The organism is Stenotrophomonas sp. Y-13 (genome assembly GCF_046267925.1).
Taxonomy (GTDB): domain Bacteria; phylum Pseudomonadota; class Gammaproteobacteria; order Xanthomonadales; family Xanthomonadaceae; genus Stenotrophomonas; species Stenotrophomonas acidaminiphila_A.
This window is the reverse complement of the sequence record NZ_CP176501.1, coordinates 2,720,362-2,736,745: the sequence shown is the minus strand read 5'-3', so window position 1 is coordinate 2,736,745 and position 16,384 is coordinate 2,720,362. Positions and strand designations below refer to the sequence as shown.

Here is a 16,384-nt window from a genome sequence, read left to right as displayed (position 1 = left end):
TGGCACGGCGGGCAATGAAGTGTCGTGATGTGACGCAGTGCGTCACCCTGCCGTGTGCATCGCAGAATCACCACGCCGGGCTTCCTTTCTCCAAGAATGCTGCCATCATGCGCCGGGGACATGGCAGGTGGGGCCATTGGCACGCAACCTGCTGTACAACCCGTACGGGGCGGGCGACGGCCTTCCCGGTGCTCACAATCCAAACCTCTAGGGGATGTACAGATGAAGAAGATGCAGCAGGGCTTCACCCTGATCGAACTGATGATCGTGGTCGCGATCATCGCCATCCTGGCCGCCATCGCGCTGCCGCAGTACCGCAACTACACCCAGCGTTCGGCCAATGGCGCCTGCCTGGCGGAGGCCAAGGCCTACATGGGGGCCGCGGTGGCCAATCTGGCCGACAATACCGCTGCTCCGGCGTATGAGCCGAAGGCATGCGATTCCAGTACGAATCCCAGTGCTGATGTCACTTTGGCGGTCTACAACGGCGCGGGTGGTTCGGTCACCTTCACCGCGCAGGCTCGCGGCAACAGCACTCTGAAGCAAGACACCAAATGCGATGTCGGCAGCGGTTCCTGCGCGCTTGTTCCGTAATACATCAGTTGATCTTTTGCTCCAACGAAAAGCGCCGCGAGGCGCTTTTCGGTTATTTGGTCTCTGAATCCGTGAGTCATGCTGATGCTCCCTCGTACGCGTTCTTTTCCTCTTCTGGCTTCCTTGCTTGCGTTGCTGGCCGCTTGCCTGTTGCTGCCGGGGTTGGGAGGTGGGTTCATCTTCGACGACATGCCCAATATTGTCGAAAACACTCCCGTTCATCTCACCAGGACGGACAGTGAGAGCCTGATCCGGGCCGCTTATAGCTTCCAGCCGGGCAATGGTTCGCGCGCCCTGTCGATGCTCAGCTTTGCACTGGACCATTGGCATGCCGGACTCGATGCGCGGGCGTTCAAAATCACCAATCTGCTGATCCATGTACTCACTACCTGGGTGTTGGCCTTGTTTTTCCGCCGTCTGCTGATGCTGGCGCAATGGCCGGTCCGACGCGCGGTCATGGGTGCTTTGGTGCTTGCCGCGCTGTGGGCCATCCACCCATTGCAGGTGTCCACGGTGCTGTACGTGGTGCAGCGCATGCAAACCTTGGCCACGTTGTTCATGGTTTTGGCGCTATGGTCGTATCTGTGCATGCGTCAGGCGCAGATGGAGGGAGAGCGCAGTCGTCAATACGGAGCCTTGGTTGGGTTGTTCTGGGCGTTAGGGTTGGCCAGCAAGGAGGATGCTGTCCTCTTGCCGGCCTACACACTGGTGCTGGAGTTGACTTTATTGCGCTTCCGTGCCGCACAACCTTCCTTAGCCAGTGGATTGCGCAAGGGCTATTTTTTGCTAGCCGCAGCGGGGCTGCTTGTTTACCTGTTGGTGGCGGTGCCGCATTACTGGTACTGGGATGCATATCCTGGCCGCAATTTCTCCAGCTACGAGCGCTTGTTGACCCAGGGGCGGGTACTGACGATGTACTTGGGGCAGATGCTGTTGCCTTTGCCGCATTGGCTGCCGTTCTTCTATGACGACTTCGCCGTTTCGCGCGGTCTTTGGCAACCGGCTACCACCTTGCCGTCCGTACTGTTGCTTTGCGGACTGCTTGTCTGGGCCTGGCGATGGCGGCATGACAGGCCGTTGTTTGCCTGCGGGATATTCCTGTTTTTTGTTGGCCACTTCATGACCAGTAATGTCATCGGATTGGAGCTGGTGTTCGAGCATCGTAACCAACTACCCCTGATCGGGATAGTCTTGGCAGTTGCGGACCTGTGGATGCTGGCGTGGCGGCGTTGGTCGGTGCAAATGCCTGTTTTTGCCGGCGCCCTCGTTATGGTGATGCTGGTGTTGGGGGCGGCTACGGTCGTGCGAGCCTATGCTTGGGGCGAGCCCTTGCGTTTTTCTCAGGTCAGTGTGGAGGCTGCACCAAAATCGCCTCGTGCCTGGCTAACGCTATGCGGTTTGTGGTTCGAACGTAGTGGTGGCCGAGCTGGCAGCCCTGAACTGGACAAGGCTATCGACGTATGTACCTTGGGTGCGGCCATCACCGACTCGCCGCGAATGCTGTCGAACATCGTCATATTCAAGACGATCCGCGGTGATGTGAGGCGCACCGACTGGGAGCTTTTCCTTGCTCGGCTGAGACAAGCCCCGATGACTGTGCATGAGAAGAACATCGCCATCGTGACCTTAGACAATGTGGACCGCGGCGTGCCGCTGGACGAGGATGGCGTGTTGCAAACCTTGGACGTTCTGTCTGCCCGGGCGGACTTCACCGTTCACGAATACCTGCGCATGAGCACGTACATCTACAACGACACGATGAAGCCTGGCAAGGCCTTGTCCTACATGCGCTTGGCGGTCGCCCACTCGTCCGTCGACGATCCTCAGATTGAGCGATTGTTCATGCAATTGGTCGAGGTGGGGCGGCAGGATTGGGTCGAGCAACTGCGACAGGTGAAGCGATTGCCTACGAGCTGAGAAATTTGGCCTGCTTCTTGCTATCTACATTGGGCGGCAGTTCGTGCCGGAATTTTTGAGGGGCGCACATGCATCATAATGCCAGGGGGTTCACTTTGATCGAGTTGATGATCGTGGTGGCGATCATTGCAATTTTGGCGGCGATTGCCTTGCCCCAGTACCGCAACTACACCCAGCGATCGGCGAATACTGCCTGTCTTGCCGAGGCGAGAGCCTTCATGAGCGGGGCTGTGCCCGAATTGGCGGCCATGCGTTTGCCCGACCCTGCGTATGCCCCGAAGGCTTGTGATGCCAGCACCGCATTTACGCTGAGCACGAACGATTACAGTTCGCCAAGAACTGTTGTCTTCAACTCGCCTGCCCGCGGCAACTCCGACTTGAAGAAGGACGTGGACTGCAATACTGGCAGCGGGCACTGCGAGATCCAATAGGCGGCATCAGATTCCGAGGGGGCAATCGCACCATTGCCATTGCCATTGCCATGCCTTTGCTGTCGCATGGGCTGTGCGCAAACTGCTCAATGCGACTTGTGATATCGCAAGGCAATAGTGGCAAAACCTCTGATTACCTTCATCTTGCTGGTAATTTTGGTAGTTTTTGTTGCTTGGCATTTACGGATGAGGGTGTATTGGCGCATTGCTGGCAGGCTTGAGCAGCGCCCTGTTTACTGGTGGCCTATGTCATGGTTGTGTATGGGCTGTTGCAGTACGACCCACGCTATACGATTCCTTTCCGTCCCTGCGAAATGCTCATTGTCGTGACAGCATGCCAAAGAGCTCTGATGAGGCGAGCTCGTGCACAATCGGCGCAACAGTCAGCGCGTAGAATCAGTTTGGCCGGTGGTTGAGCAATGACGGTGGATTCACACCAAATCTGCAAGCGGTGGCCTGGGCTGCGTGCCGTATTCGCTGCGTTGCTCTATGGGTTGTTGCCGAATCTTCCATTCTGGATTGCCACGTATTTCCTCCAAGTTGATCGTCCGTACATCGTGCTCGACTATCTGGTCTCGGGTGCGTTGCTCGCCTATGGTTGGCGAAAACTGGCCTCAGTTGTGCTGGTGGTATTCGTGCTGGCCGATGCGCTGTCGATCCAAGGGCTGGTGTATCCAGTGTTGCATCCGGCCGACGTCGTCTATCTTCTCACTCTGCTGCCCTATGCACCTTCGATCTGGAAGCTCACGGCAGCCAGCGGGCTTTTGCTGCTAGTCGTGATGTTCGGTTTGTCTTGGCGTTTTGCGCGCATGTCGAATCGATTTGCCGCGTTGGCATTACTCGGGTTGGCGGTGCTCGGGTACGCGATCCAGTCCCAGATTGACCCGCGCAGCTCGGAATTTGAGCGGGACAAGAGCAGCGTGTTCGGCAGCCAATTGGCCTACTACGCCAATACGCGCGCGACTCTGGTGCTCGACAGCCTTTTTGAAAAGTTGAATCCGCTGTATCCCGTCGAATTCAAGAATGAAGTTTCGTCATGGGTCGGCAACGGCGATGACGACGGCAGGAACCTCCTGTTGATCGTCGTTGAATCCTGGGGCCAGATGAAGGATTCGCGCGCCCAGGACGCCATGCTCCAGCCCCTGCTCGCGGAGCGGGGGCAGTTCCGGTGGCTGAAAACAGGACGGACGCCAGGTGATCGCGCCACCGTAGAGGCGGAGCTGCGTTATCTGTGCAGCCTGGGCGCACGCTATCTCAATCTTGAGCCGGTCACTGAAGGCTTCGAGAACTGCCTGCCTTGGCAACTCAAGGCGCGGGGATACACGACCCTTGCGATCCACGCCGCCGGCGGAGGCATGCACGCGCGGAAATTCTGGTATCCGCGCGCGGGTTTCGACAAGATCCTTTTCCAGGACACCGCTCCCTGGACGACGCGCTGTCATTCGTTCCCTGGCGCATGCGACCGGGAGATCATGGCGTCAACCCTGCCTGGGGCATTTGCGGGGAAAAGCCGCCAGTTCGTCCACTGGATGACGCTGAACACGCATGCGCCATACGATGAGCGTGACCTGTGGATGGATGCCTTCAACTGCGCGGAGTACCAGCTGCCGGAATACAGTGACACCTGCCGCCTGAGCAGGTTGCATGCGCAGTTTTTCCACCAACTCGCGCAGGTCCTCGCGCAGCCGGAAATGCGGGGCACAGAGGTGTTCATCGTGGGTGATCACCCTCCGCCGATCCTCGATCAGGATGAGTTCAAGCGCAATTTCGTCGACGGGATGGTGCCTTATGTTCACCTGCGGGTGAAATAAGTCTGCCCGGGTGGGGGCGCCGGCCACCACGCCCCCAGTGCAGGTCGCTCGATGGTGCGGGGAACGGGTTGAGGTTGCCGGAGATGGGAAGCCAGCGCGGAATCTGGGCTGGGGGCTCCCTCGTCAGGCGGACTGCCCAGGCTCATGTTTGTCTGCAAGCAGGGATTGCCAGTGCCTGCGCAGCATTTCCGTAGAGAGATGGTCGGTGTAGTACGTGGCTGCTTTGCGTTCCAACTGCCTGCGTTGCTCGGGACTTGCGGCCAAGGTGACGATCGCATCGGCCAGTGCCTGGGCATCGGCAGGAGTGCAGTATGCGGGCAGAGCCGGGAGGCGGTCGGGCAGGCTGTAATTCTGCTGGGTGATGATGGCTTTGCCGGCGGCAAGTGCCATGTACAGCTTGAAGGGCAGGACGCGGGCTGCCTTGTCTTGTCCGCCGAAAACGCCGAGGCAGATGTCAGCCTGGGCTAGATGGGCACTCAATACCTGCGGTGGCTGCCAGCCACGCAGCCAGGTCACAGCTGGGTTGTTGCGTAGCCATACGGCGGCTTCATCGGCTTGCTGGCCGTCGCCGATCAGCACGAACTCCAATCCTGGCTGGCCTCGCAATCTGTCAATTGCTTGGGCGATAACCGTGGTTCCTTGTAGAGGGACGAAGGTACCGATGAACAGCATGCGCACCGGTGAATTGGCGGACTTGGCGGCGCAGGGTGCTGTGGCAGGCAGCATGAGCGGGTCAAGCGCCAGTGGAAAGGCGGAGATGCTCTCCCTGGGAACTTGAAACAGATCGCTCAGATGGGCTGCATTGGCTTCCGTGTCGGTCACGATGTGCCAGGCGGCGCGCAGGGCACGGGATTCGACGGCCAGCAACAAGCGTGAAGTGCGGCTTCCGCTGCTTTCGGGATGGCGGTCCTGGTAAAACGTGTCCCACAGGGTGATATAGGCGTCGCAGATACAGCGAGGTCGCCAGCGGCATGGCAACCAGGAGAGCAGCCAGAGAAGAAACAGGCTGGGGTAGGGAACGTAGACCAGATCGCCCCGGCGGCCGTTCAGGAGCAGGCGCATGGCCGATAAGACATTGCCTGCGAGTAGCCGGGCAAAGAACGGAAGTGATCTGTGGATTGCACCCTTGGTGATTTTCCAGAGATGGGTATCCTCTGGAAGCCAGCGTCCGCACTCGATGACCTCGACCCGTTGCATCGCCGCCACCGTGCGCAACGTGTTGCGGGCGTTGGGGTAGCCGCTGCCGCGCAGGCCGACACCGGCAACAAGGAGGCGGGTGGCTTTTTCCTCAGACATGCGGTGGATCTTCTCGACGACGTTCGGCCACGAGGACCAGATTCATCGAGTAGGGCGGATCGTTGCTGATGATGAAGTCGTTTTCATCGAAGCCATAGCCCGCCGCTGCACCATGCGGGGGCGCAGGTTTGTGGCGCCTGAGTTTCCCGATGACGGCATGTACGACGTCGAGCGCAGTGCGTCGTACTGGTTCGGGAATGAAAAACAGGGTTGCGGGCAGGGTGAGCCATTTGGTGCGGGTGTAGCGGTCAATCTCCGTCGCGGCGATCCTGCGGGGAGCTCCCATGCGAAGCTCGCTTTTCAGCTGGAAATATTTGCGTACCTTGCCGGAGAGTTGCGCCATCCCGTACTCGCGCAGATGCCAGCGATTCCAGGGCTTCTGGCCGGGAAGCAGGCGATTCTTGCGGTCAGGCGTTATGAGAACCAGGGTGCCGCCGGGTTTGAGCAGGCGATGGGCTTCGCGCAGGTAGGCTTCGTCATCGTTGACGTGTTCGATCACCTGGAAGGAGAGGACGACGTCAAAGGAGCCTGCAGGGAATGGGAGCGGGGATTGCGGATCTATCTGCAGGAAATGGAGGTTCTTGTTGTGGTATCGGGTCCTGGCGTACTCCACGGCATCACCGGCGATGTCGACGCCATATGCCTCCTCGGCAATATCGGAAATGCGCCTGGTGCCGTAGCCCGAGCCGCAGCCGAAATCCAGCACCTTCTTTCCGGTGCAGAGGTTCTGGACGAAGGCGTAGCTGGCCGCATGCATGGCGTAGATGGTGTAGGTGCCCAGCGACTGCATGTATGCATCTTCAAGTACGCGTTCGCCGGTGGGTTCCAGGTCGATTTTCATGGGGGAGTGGCGGGTCCTGAGGTGGTCGAACCGGGAAGGAGCGTGGCGATGAGGAAGCTGAGCAGGTCGCCGCACATGCTGGCAACGCGGGTCAGCAGGACCAGTTGCACTATCTGGTGGCTGCTGCCATGGCCCAGAAGGATCAGTGTCATTATGCCCTCGCGTGCGCCCAGCCCAGCTGGCGTGCCGGGAGCGAGAAAGCCGAGTATCCAGGACAACGCAAAGGCGGCGGTTGCCAGCGGGTAGTCGATGCTGCCGGCAAGCCCAAGGGTCCTGGCAAGCAGCCAGACGCCGAGACCGATCATCAGGTAGTTGCAGCTGTAGGCGGCCAGTGCCTTGAACGTGGTGGAGGGCCCCGGCAGTCCGCCGATCATCCGGATGAAGCGGGCGGGCAGGCCCTTGCCCTCCGAAGGAGACAGCCTGATGCAGAAGAGGAGCGTCGCGCCGACGCTGCCCGCCAGGAGCAGGAGCAGCAGCCAGCGATGCTCGGCCAGGTTGGATGCCGAAGAGGTGAAAGCAAGCAGCAGGACGCCGACGATGACACTGGCAGCCGAGGCGAGCAGGGTTTCCTGAATGACGCTCGCGACATAGGGTTGCAGTGGGATGCCTTGCTTCAGTCCGAGGGCTGCCCGGCTGGCGTGCTGCGCAATGTTGCCGGGAATGTATTTGGCCAACTGCGCAATGCTGATGAGCCGGGTGAGTTCGCCAGTTGATCGGACCTGCGCCTGCCGCAGCAGCAAGTGTCGCCATGCAAAGCCAGTGACGGGGTAGATCGTCATGCAGCAGAGCGTGGCAGCGAACACCGCCAGCAGTGTGCCTGGCTGTTCAAGTGTGGCAACCAGGAGGCGCGGATCCAGGTTGCGCCACGCAAACCAGAGAAAATAGGCCATCAGGCCCATCGCGACGATCAAGCCGGCTGTGCGCCATAGTCGCTTCATCGCCTGCTTGCCACCAACAGATAGCCGCTGCCCCAGTCGGTGTTTCGGGTCATGGACTGGATCGCGAAGGCGGTGGACATCAACGCCCTGCCGGGCGCCGATGCGATCAGCCTGCTGAAAGGGGCATAGTTGCGACGGTCGATGCCGCTGGAGGCGGAGGCCTGTTCCTTGGTTTTTTCACCGCGCTGCTGGATCAGCTTGCGGTAGATGCGATTGCCAAGCCATTCGGTCGCGTTCGCCAAGGGAAAGCCATAGCACTCGAAATGCTGGATTTCCAGGCCGTGTGACTGGATCAATTGCTGTATGTCCTGGCGATCATAGCGTCGCCAGTGTCCCGCCCATACATCGCCCTGGCCCCACCGGGCGCGATGGGCGGGCACCGAGAGGACGAGTCTGCCGTGGGGCGCCAGCCATCGCAGCCACTGATCCAGCGCCCTGTGATCGTCTTCAATGTGTTCGAGCACATCAAAAGCGCAGACCAGATCGAAACCGCCGTTCCAGTCCGGCTGTGGGGCCGGGTGGATCCCGTGTGGCTGCGAACATTGCCGTGCGATCTTCTCGGCTGTTGCGCGGGCTTCATCCGACGTCTCCAGACCTTGGACGACAAAGCCCATACGGGCCAGGTCGTACAGCAATGCCCCGGCGCCGCAGCCGATCTCCAGCAGTTTTCCGGCAGGAACGGTGCCGAGGGCGGACAGGATTCTGTTTCGGCGCAGGAGATAGCGGATAGGGGGTGTCCAGCCTATCTCCGGCATGACGATGCCGTTGGTCTTGGAATATCCCGGGCTCAACATTTAAAGATGTTTATCCGCATTCGAATGGACCCGGATCAACCATCACGCCGGTAGGTCAGATTGGTGATCTGCTCGGAAATCAGCCCGATCAGGAAGATGATGACCGCCGCGCTGAACAGCAGCGTGCTCATGTTGGTCAGCCGGTGCATCGTGGCGAAGGTATAGCCGTAATACCCGAGCCCGGTGAGGAAAAAGCACGCGGCGATTGGCGCGAACAGCTTCAGTGGCGAGTACAGCGTGGCGATCTTGAAGATGATCAGCAGGAAGCGGATGCCGTCCTTGATCGGGCGGATATGGCTGCTGGTGCCCACGCGCCGTGCGACCGGAATCGGCACGTAGGCCACCGGGTAGGCGCTGCGGAAAAACGCCATGGTGCTGGTGGTGGGGTAGCTGAAGCCATTGGGCAACAGGTGCAGGAATTCGCGGAAGCGCTCGGCCCTCACGGCCCGGAAGCCGGAGGTGAGATCGTCGATGCGATGGCCGGTCATGTGGCTGGCGAGGCGATTGTAGAAGCCGTTGGCCAGGCCGCGGTGCAGGTTGGCCTGGCCGCTGCGGTCGCGAGCCCCGACCACCATGTCGTAGCCCTCGTCCAGCTTGGCCAGCAGGGCGCCGATGTGCTCGGCGCTGTGCTGGCCGTCGGCATCCATGAACACCAGGATCTCGCCACTGGCGGTGCGTGCGCCGCGCTTGATCGCCGCGCCATTGCCCATGGAGTAGGGGTGGCTGACCACCCGGGCGCCGTGGCCGGCCGCAATGGTGGCGGTGGCGTCGGTGGAGCCATCGTCGACCACGATGATCTCCGCCAGCGGCCAGGCCTGGCGCAGTGCCGGCAGGGTGCGCTGCAGCCCCTCGGCCTCGTTCTTCGCCGGCAATATGATGCTCAATCGCTGCACGTTCTTTACCCGTCGTTCTCCCCGGCGGACATGGTAGCGGGAACCTGCCGCCCTGGGATGGAGCGGGTTCTCATTCCTTGTGCTGGGGCCATCGGCATAGAATTATGCCCTTGCCGTTGCCATCCACCGGGGTGCCCGTTGAAAGCTCTTGTCTGCGGCGGCGCCGGCTATATCGGCAGCCACATGGCGCGGCTGCTGGCGGCGCATGGCCACGAGGTGGTGGTGCTGGACGACCTGTCCACCGGGCACGCGCAGGCGGTGCAATGGGGGCGGTTGATCCAGGCCGACGTGCTGCACCCGCCGTCGCTGGAGGCCGCATTCGCCGGGCAGCGGTTCGACGCCGTGTTCCACTTCTGCGCGCGCTCGCTGGTCGCCGAGTCGATGGTCCGGCCCTATGACTATTACGCCAGCAACGTGGTCGGCACCCTCAACCTGCTTGAGACGATGCGCCGGCACGGGGTACGGCGGCTGGTGTTCTCCTCGAGCGCGTCGGTGTTCGGTCACCCGGTTGCCGGCATGGTCGACGAGGACCATCCCACCCGGCCGATCAACCCGTACGGGGCCAGCAAGCTGATGGTCGAACGCATCCTGGCCGACGCGGCGACGGCCTACGGGCTGGATTCGGTGGCATTGCGCTACTTCAATGCGGCCGGCGCGACGGCCGATGCGTGCATCGGCGAGTCGCACGCCTGCGAGACCCACCTGATTCCCAACGTGCTGCGGTCGGTGCTCGGGAGCGGGCTGGCGCTGAAGATATTCGGCGGCGACTATCCCACGCCCGATGGCACCTGCATCCGTGATTACGTGCATGTCGAGGATCTGGCGCAGGCGCACCTGCTGGCGCTGGATTACCTGGATGCCCATCCGGGCGCGCATGCGTTCAATCTCGGCAACGGGCGCGGCTTTTCCGTGCGCGAGGTCATCGCCGCGGCGTCGGCGGTCACCGGTCGCGCCGTGCCCTGGGAGATGGCGCCGCGCCGTGCCGGCGATCCGGCGGTGCTGGTCGCTTCAAGCCGGCGGGCGCAGGCGGAACTGGGCTGGTCGCCGGCCTGGACCGACCTGGAGGCCATCATCGACAGTGCCTGGCGCTGGCATCGCGCACAGCCCTGGTGAGCCGGCGTTGCGGCGCGTTGGTCAATAGGTGACCACCCGCACCGGCTGCAGGCTGCCGGCGTCGAGCACCATGCGTCCGGCGCCGTGCCGGGCCACGATCGGCAGGCTGCGGAACGGGGTGTCTGCCGGGTTGGCAGCGGGCTGGCCGTCGGCGGTGCTGGGCGCGGCGTTGAAGGCCAGCCGCGGTACGACGTCGGCGTAGGGCACGTACCACCCCGGCTTCCGCTCCCGTTCCATCCCGGTATCGAGGAAGGCGGCGAGCGCGGAGTCGTGGCTGCTGCGTGACGTTCCCGGCCGCAGGCCCACCAGCCGTGGCGTGCCCCATGCCAGCCGCGACCAGCGGGGATCGCTGGCCCGGGCCCGGCCGGATGCCTCCACCTCGTTGGCCAGGACCACGGCCAGGCGCATGTCGCTGGCGACCACGAATGCCGGCCGGGTCTGCCACAGCATGTGCAGCCCGAAGAGCAGGAACGCCAGCTGCAGCAGGCCGATGATGACCAGATCCAGGCGCAGGCTTGCCTTGCCCGGCTTGAATGCGACCAGGGTCAGCAACGGCCCGGCGACCATCTGCGCAAGCAGCAGCAACCCCAGCAGCGGCAGCACCCCCGAGATGCGGTACAGCCCCCAGGGGTGCCATAGCGGCACGATGATGGCGGCGATCGCGGCGACCAGCACCAGGCTGGCCAGGGCATGTACGGCGGCGGCTTTCCAGCGGGTCATGGAAGAATGGGGGCAGGGGGAAGGCGCCATGTCCAATGGCGGGGGGTTCTGGACGGACGTGCCGGATGGCGTCTGGTCTAGCGGCTTTCCTGCCCTATGCCTGGGAGATCAGCATATCGATCGCGCCGATCAGCGTGTTGGCGTGAGCCGACAACGAGTGCACGGGTTTGCCCAGTTTGCTGGCCGGCACCGACACCATCTCAAGAGGGTGCAATACGCATTGCTTGTGCTCGATCACGAAGATCGGGTTCAAGGTGGCGTGGTGGATGTCCGGGAGCGCTGTACGCAGTACCAGCGGAACCACCATCCTTCGGTGATATCCGCCCAAGGAGGCCGATTGCACATCCACCACGTAGGGAATCGCCGGGTTCCTGCCTGGATTCTCGAAGACGTCGTACTGGGCCATCAGAGCGTGGAGAACTCGTCGGCGATGGAGCCGTGGCGGTTGTTGAAGTCGTTCCAGACATCCGTCGATTTCTTCAGTCGCTCGCGGTCGTTGCGCAATTCAAGGGTCTTTTGTTCGACAAAGCTTGCCAGCATGGCTTCCACCTCGGCGGACAGGTTCGTGGTCAGGTTACGCGCCTGGGCGACCAGATCCTGATTGAGGGACAGATTGACCGGGCGTTTGGGGGCAGTGGTGTCGTAGAGCGCAAGCATTGGAATTTTCTCCGGCTTCATGCGCATTATATGCGCATTGCCGTTGTGCGCAACGCATCGCGCCTTTTCCAAGACGTCCGCCATCCCGCTTCCCCCCGTACAATCGCCCAACTGTCGTCCATGCCGGGGAACACCATGAATACAGCCGTCGCCGCCAATCTCGTGGGCATCACCGGGATCGCCCGCCGCCTGGTGCAGGACGGCGCACTGGACGAGACCGCGGCGCGCAACGCGATGGCGCAGGCGGCGGCGGCCAAGGTGCCGCTGGCGCAGTGGCTGGCCGAGAAGAAGCTGGTCAACGCCGCGCAGCTGGCCGCGGCCAATGCGGTCGAGTTCGGCATGCCGCTGCTGGATGCCTCGGTGTTCGACGCCAACCACAACGCGATGAAGCTGGTCAGCGAGGAGCTGCTGCGCAAGCACAACGTGCTGCCGCTGTTCAGGCGTGGCGGCAAGCTGTTCATCGGCACCAGCAACCCGACCCAGTCGCTGGACGAGATCAAGTTCCATACCAACCTGGTGGTCGAGCCGATCCTGGTCGACGAGGACCAGATCCGGCGCACGCTCGACCTGTGGGTGGCGAGCAACGAAAGCCTGGCCGGCGGGCTGGGCGACGACGAAGAGGGCATGGGCGACCTGGACGTCGCCGCCGGCGACGAGGACATGGGGGGCGGTGGCGATACCGGCATCGACGCCAAGGGCGACGACACCCCGGTGGTCAAGTTCGTCAACAAGGTGCTGGTGGACGCGATCCGCCGTGGCGCCTCGGACATCCACTTCGAGCCGTACGAAGACGACTACCGGGTACGGTTCCGCATCGACGGCCTGCTCAAGACCGTGGCCCGGGCGCCGGTGAAGCTGCGCGAGCGCATCGCCGCGCGCCTGAAGGTGATGTCGCAGCTGGACATCGCCGAGAAGCGGGTGCCGCAGGACGGCCGCATCAAGCTCAACCTGTCCAAGACCAAGCAGATCGACTTCCGCGTGAGCACGCTGCCGACGCTGTTCGGCGAGAAGATCGTGCTGCGTATCCTCGACGGCAGCGCGGCCAAGCTGGGCATCGACAAACTGGGTTACGAACCGGTGCAGCAGAAGCTGTTCCTGGACGCCATCCACAAGCCGTACGGCATGGTGCTGGTGACCGGCCCCACCGGTTCGGGCAAGACGGTGTCGCTGTACACCGCGCTGGGCATCCTCAACGACGAGACCCGCAACATCTCCACCGCCGAGGACCCGGTTGAAATCCGCCTGCCGGGCGTGAACCAGGTGCAGCAGAACAACAAGCGCGGCATGACCTTCGCCGCGGCGCTGCGCTCGTTCCTGCGCCAGGATCCGGACGTGATCATGGTCGGCGAAATCCGTGACCTGGAGACCGCGGAGATCGCCATCAAGGCGGCGCAGACCGGCCACATGGTGCTGTCCACCCTGCATACCAACGACGCGCCGCAGACCATCGCGCGCCTGATGAACATGGGCATCGCCCCGTACAACATCACCTCTTCGGTCACCCTGGTCATCGCCCAGCGCCTGGCGCGGCGCCTGTGCGCCAACTGCAAGAAGCCGGCGCACCTGCCAGACAATGCGCTGCTGGCCGAGGGGTTCACCCAGGAGCAGATCGACAAGGGCATCCAGCTCTACGAGCCGGTCGGCTGCGATGAGTGCACCGAGGGCTACAAGGGCCGTACCGGTATCTACCAGGTGATGCCGATGACAGACGAGATCGCCACCATCGTGCTGCAGGGCGGCAACGCGCTGGACATCGCCGAGGCCGCGCAGAAGATCGGGGTCAACGACCTGCGCCAGTCGGCCCTGCTCAAGGCCGCGCAGGGGATCACCAGCCTGACCGAGATCAACCGCGTCACCAAGGACTGACCCGCCCCGGGCGCCCCCTTCCGTCCAGGGAGGCCGGCGCCAGTTGCGAGGCCAGGCGGCCGGTCGGGGGTGTTCCCGGGCTTGGCCCGGGCGGCTGGGGCCGCCGCTGCCGGCCGGTCCCGGGACAGCCGCCGGCCACCCCGGTGCCGGGTGCCCGGAAGCCCGCCGGGGCGGCCCTCCCGGGGCCCTCGAAGGCAGTTCCACCGCCGGCCATGATTGCGCTACGCTGGCGCGGCACGTGTCGGTCCAGGGCAGCCAGGTCTGGGGGGAAGGGGCATGAGCGGTAGCGCATGGTCGGGCGAAGACAGGATGTTCGAGTTCCGCCAGGAACTGGTCGATGGTGGCCAGCCGCCGGACAGTTCTCCTTTCACCGTGTTGAGCGTCGATGACGATCCCGGTTTCCAGCAGTCGCTGCGCATGGCGCTGTCCGATTTCCGTTTCAACGAAAGCCCGCTGCGGCTGCTGACGGCGTCATCGTCCAGCGAAGCGCGCGACGTGATGGCCGCCAACCCGGGCATCTCCGCGATCCTGCTCGACGTGGTGATGGAGACCGACGACGCCGGCCTGCAGCTGGTGCGCGCGGTACGCGAGCAGCTGGGCAACTCCGAAGTACGCATCGTGCTGATCACTGGGCAGCCGGGCATGGCGCCGCTGCGCAAGACCCTGCAGCAGCTGGACATCAGCGAGTACTGGCTCAAGACCGATCTGTACCGCGAGCGGCTGCAGGGCATCGTCACCGGCTCGCTGCGGACCTGGAGCGAGATCCACGCGCTGGCGCGGGCCAAGCGCGGCCTGAAGCACATCGTGCAGGCCGGCAGCCGCCTGGCCGGGCTGCGCGACCCCGACGATTTTTCGCGCCAGCTGCTGTGCGAACTGGCGGCATTGCTGGAAGTGCCGCTCGATGGCCTGGTGTGCGTGCACGACGGTTCGGCCGACCTGCCGGTGTCCGAGGCGATGGTGACCGCGGCCGATGGCGGCTTCGCGACGCTACAGGGGTGCCGCGTGCAGGACATCGCCGACCCCATGGTCCGCGACCTGCTGCTGGACGCGTTCACCCGCCGCTGCAGCATCGGCATGCCGTCCAGCCAGGTGCTGTTCCTGGATGGCGGCGGCACGGTGGCGCCGATGGCCATTTATCTAGCGACCGAGCGTTCGCTCGACGCCGAGGAGCACGAACTGCTGCAGGTGTTCGTCACCCATGCCAATGCCGGCCTGGTCAACGTCGACCTGGCGGCGCGGCTGGAGCGCGTCGCCTATCGCGACAGCCTGCTGGACATCCCCAACGGCAATGCCCTGCGCCGCGACCTGCGGCAGGTGCTGGAACAGCCCGGGCGCTGTGGGCAGAGCCTGCTGGTGGTCGACCTGGGGCAGTACAGCGACGGCAGCCTGGCACTGGGGCCGGAGCAGGGCGACCTGCTGCTGCAGCGCATGGCCGATCGCCTGGCACAGATGTATCCGCCGCCGTGCAGCATCGCGCGGCTGCACGAAGGCACCTTCGCGGTACTGGGGCCGTCCGCGCACCTGGCCTCCGATCCCGTCGATGCGCTGGAACAGAGCGAGGACACCGGTGAGCTGCCGTTCCTGCGGGTCGATGCGGCACGGGTGGATCTGGACCAGTACCGCGGCGGCGCGGGCGGTGCGGTGGCCGCCGGCCTGCTGCTGGTCACCCGGATCCGTGCCAAGGGCGGGCACGGCGTGGCCGAATACCAGGTCGAGAGCGAGCAGGAGAACCTGTGCCGCTTCATGGAGTCGCGCGCACTCTACCGGGCGCTGCGCGAGGACCGCGTCGGCATCGCGCTGCAGGCACAGGTGGATCTCGAGACCGGGGCCATCGTCGGCGCCGAGGCGCTGGCCCGCTGGACCGAGGACGGACGCCCGCAATCGCCGGCCAGCTTCATTCCGGTAGCCGAGGCCAGTGGCCTGATCGTGCCGCTGGGCGGGCGCGTGATCGAACTGGTCTGCGAGGCCCTGCGGGCGATGGAGCAGGCGGGTTTCCCGGACATCCCGCTGTCGGTCAACGTGTCGCCGCTGCAGCTGGGCCGTCGCGAGTTCATCGAGGAACTGGCCGCCATGGTGGCGCGCCACGGGATCGAGCCGCGGCGGATGGAGATCGAGATCACCGAGGGCGCGGTGATGAGCGATTACCAGGATGGTCGCGAGCTGCTGGCGCGCCTGCGCCGGCTCGGCTTCGGCATCGCGGTGGACGATTTCGGGACCGGCTATTCGTCGCTGCGCTACGTGCATTCGCTGCCGGTCACCCGGCTCAAGCTGGACCGGCAGTTCACCGCCGGCGTCGGCGAACAGGGCGAGCAGGGCGAGGGCGCCAACGTGGCGGACATGATCATCACCCTGGGCCACCGGCTGGGCCTGGACATCGTCGCCGAGGGCGTGGAAACCCCCGCCCAGGTCGAATGGCTGCGCCGCCACGGGTGCCCCTGCGCACAAGGCTACCTGTTCGCGCATCCCGAACCGGTGGAGGACTTCATCGCGCGCCTGCGCGGCCAGGGCTGAGC

15 protein-coding genes are annotated in these 16,384 nt (G+C 63.6%); 7 read left to right on the top strand and 8 right to left on the bottom strand.

The features are described from left to right. The first annotated feature begins 222 nt into the window (after positions 1-222). The 4 genes from ACJ7VY_RS12425 (at position 223) to ACJ7VY_RS12410 (ending at position 4,753) form a co-directional block, all read left to right on the top strand. Positions 223-594, top strand: coding sequence for a prepilin-type N-terminal cleavage/methylation domain-containing protein (locus ACJ7VY_RS12425; protein ID WP_409475732.1), 372 nt, complete (start codon positions 223-225; stop codon positions 592-594). 78 nt (positions 595-672) lie between these two features. Beyond that, on the top strand, positions 673-2,511 hold the full coding sequence (locus tag ACJ7VY_RS12420) for a hypothetical protein (RefSeq protein ID WP_409475731.1): 1,839 nt from the start codon (positions 673-675) through the stop codon (positions 2,509-2,511). Between the two features lie 68 nt (positions 2,512-2,579). After that, positions 2,580-2,942, top strand: a complete 363-nt coding sequence (locus ACJ7VY_RS12415) for a prepilin-type N-terminal cleavage/methylation domain-containing protein (protein WP_409475730.1) — start codon at positions 2,580-2,582, stop codon at positions 2,940-2,942. Between the two features lie 419 nt (positions 2,943-3,361). Continuing rightward, positions 3,362-4,753: a sulfatase-like hydrolase/transferase gene (locus ACJ7VY_RS12410; protein WP_409475729.1), complete on the top strand. Its 1,392-nt coding sequence runs from the start codon at positions 3,362-3,364 to the stop codon at positions 4,751-4,753. Between the two features lie 123 nt (positions 4,754-4,876). On the opposite strand, the gene ACJ7VY_RS12405 is transcribed toward ACJ7VY_RS12410, so the two are convergent. The 5 genes from ACJ7VY_RS12405 to ACJ7VY_RS12385 are packed head-to-tail and all read right to left on the bottom strand — an operon-like array spanning position 4,877 to position 9,515. Beyond that, positions 4,877-6,049, bottom strand: coding sequence for a glycosyltransferase (locus ACJ7VY_RS12405; RefSeq protein WP_409475728.1), 1,173 nt, complete (start codon positions 6,047-6,049; stop codon positions 4,877-4,879). Continuing rightward, the gene (locus ACJ7VY_RS12400; RefSeq protein WP_409475727.1) at positions 6,042-6,890 is read right to left on the bottom strand and encodes a class I SAM-dependent methyltransferase; all 849 of its coding nucleotides are present in this window, start codon (positions 6,888-6,890) and stop codon (positions 6,042-6,044) included. The genes ACJ7VY_RS12405 and ACJ7VY_RS12400 overlap by 8 nt, the downstream gene beginning before the upstream one ends. Continuing rightward, on the bottom strand, positions 6,887-7,801 hold the full coding sequence (locus tag ACJ7VY_RS12395) for a lysylphosphatidylglycerol synthase domain-containing protein (RefSeq protein WP_409475726.1): 915 nt from the start codon (positions 7,799-7,801) through the stop codon (positions 6,887-6,889). The genes ACJ7VY_RS12400 and ACJ7VY_RS12395 overlap by 4 nt, the downstream gene beginning before the upstream one ends. 23 nt (positions 7,802-7,824) lie before the next feature. After that, the gene (locus ACJ7VY_RS12390) at positions 7,825-8,622 is read right to left on the bottom strand and encodes a class I SAM-dependent methyltransferase (protein WP_409475725.1); all 798 of its coding nucleotides are present in this window, start codon (positions 8,620-8,622) and stop codon (positions 7,825-7,827) included. Positions 8,623-8,657: 35 nt separating this feature from the next. Continuing rightward, entirely contained in the window at positions 8,658-9,515 is an 858-nt protein-coding gene (locus ACJ7VY_RS12385) for a glycosyltransferase family 2 protein (RefSeq protein ID WP_409475724.1), read from the bottom strand. Between the two features lie 138 nt (positions 9,516-9,653). Between ACJ7VY_RS12385 and galE the strand changes: the two genes are divergently transcribed. Beyond that, the gene (galE, locus tag ACJ7VY_RS12380; RefSeq protein WP_409475723.1) at positions 9,654-10,628 is read left to right on the top strand and encodes a UDP-glucose 4-epimerase GalE; all 975 of its coding nucleotides are present in this window, start codon (positions 9,654-9,656) and stop codon (positions 10,626-10,628) included. Between the two features lie 21 nt (positions 10,629-10,649). Here galE and ACJ7VY_RS12375 read toward each other — a convergent pair whose 3' ends face one another. From ACJ7VY_RS12375 to ACJ7VY_RS12365, 3 genes are all read right to left on the bottom strand, one after another. Then, positions 10,650-11,348, bottom strand: coding sequence for a hypothetical protein (locus ACJ7VY_RS12375; RefSeq protein ID WP_409475722.1), 699 nt, complete (start codon positions 11,346-11,348; stop codon positions 10,650-10,652). A 94-nt stretch (positions 11,349-11,442) separates the two neighbouring features. Beyond that, positions 11,443-11,754 (bottom strand): CcdB family protein, encoded by a 312-nt coding sequence (locus ACJ7VY_RS12370; RefSeq protein WP_313247651.1) that lies wholly within the window; start codon positions 11,752-11,754, stop codon positions 11,443-11,445. Then, positions 11,754-12,026, bottom strand: a complete 273-nt coding sequence (locus tag ACJ7VY_RS12365; protein ID WP_409475721.1) for a type II toxin-antitoxin system CcdA family antitoxin — start codon at positions 12,024-12,026, stop codon at positions 11,754-11,756. Before ACJ7VY_RS12365 ends, ACJ7VY_RS12370 begins: the two co-directional genes overlap by 1 nt. A gap of 114 nt (positions 12,027-12,140) precedes the next feature. Between ACJ7VY_RS12365 and pilB the strand changes: the two genes are divergently transcribed. Together pilB and ACJ7VY_RS12355 are read left to right on the top strand one after the other, a co-directional pair. Beyond that, a complete protein-coding gene (gene pilB / locus ACJ7VY_RS12360) occupies positions 12,141-13,871 on the top strand; it encodes a type IV-A pilus assembly ATPase PilB (RefSeq protein ID WP_293764297.1) in 1,731 nt (576 codons plus the stop codon). A gap of 276 nt (positions 13,872-14,147) precedes the next feature. Next, the gene (locus ACJ7VY_RS12355) at positions 14,148-16,382 is read left to right on the top strand and encodes an EAL domain-containing protein (RefSeq protein WP_409475720.1); all 2,235 of its coding nucleotides are present in this window, start codon (positions 14,148-14,150) and stop codon (positions 16,380-16,382) included. The last annotated feature ends 2 nt before the right edge of the window (positions 16,383-16,384 follow it).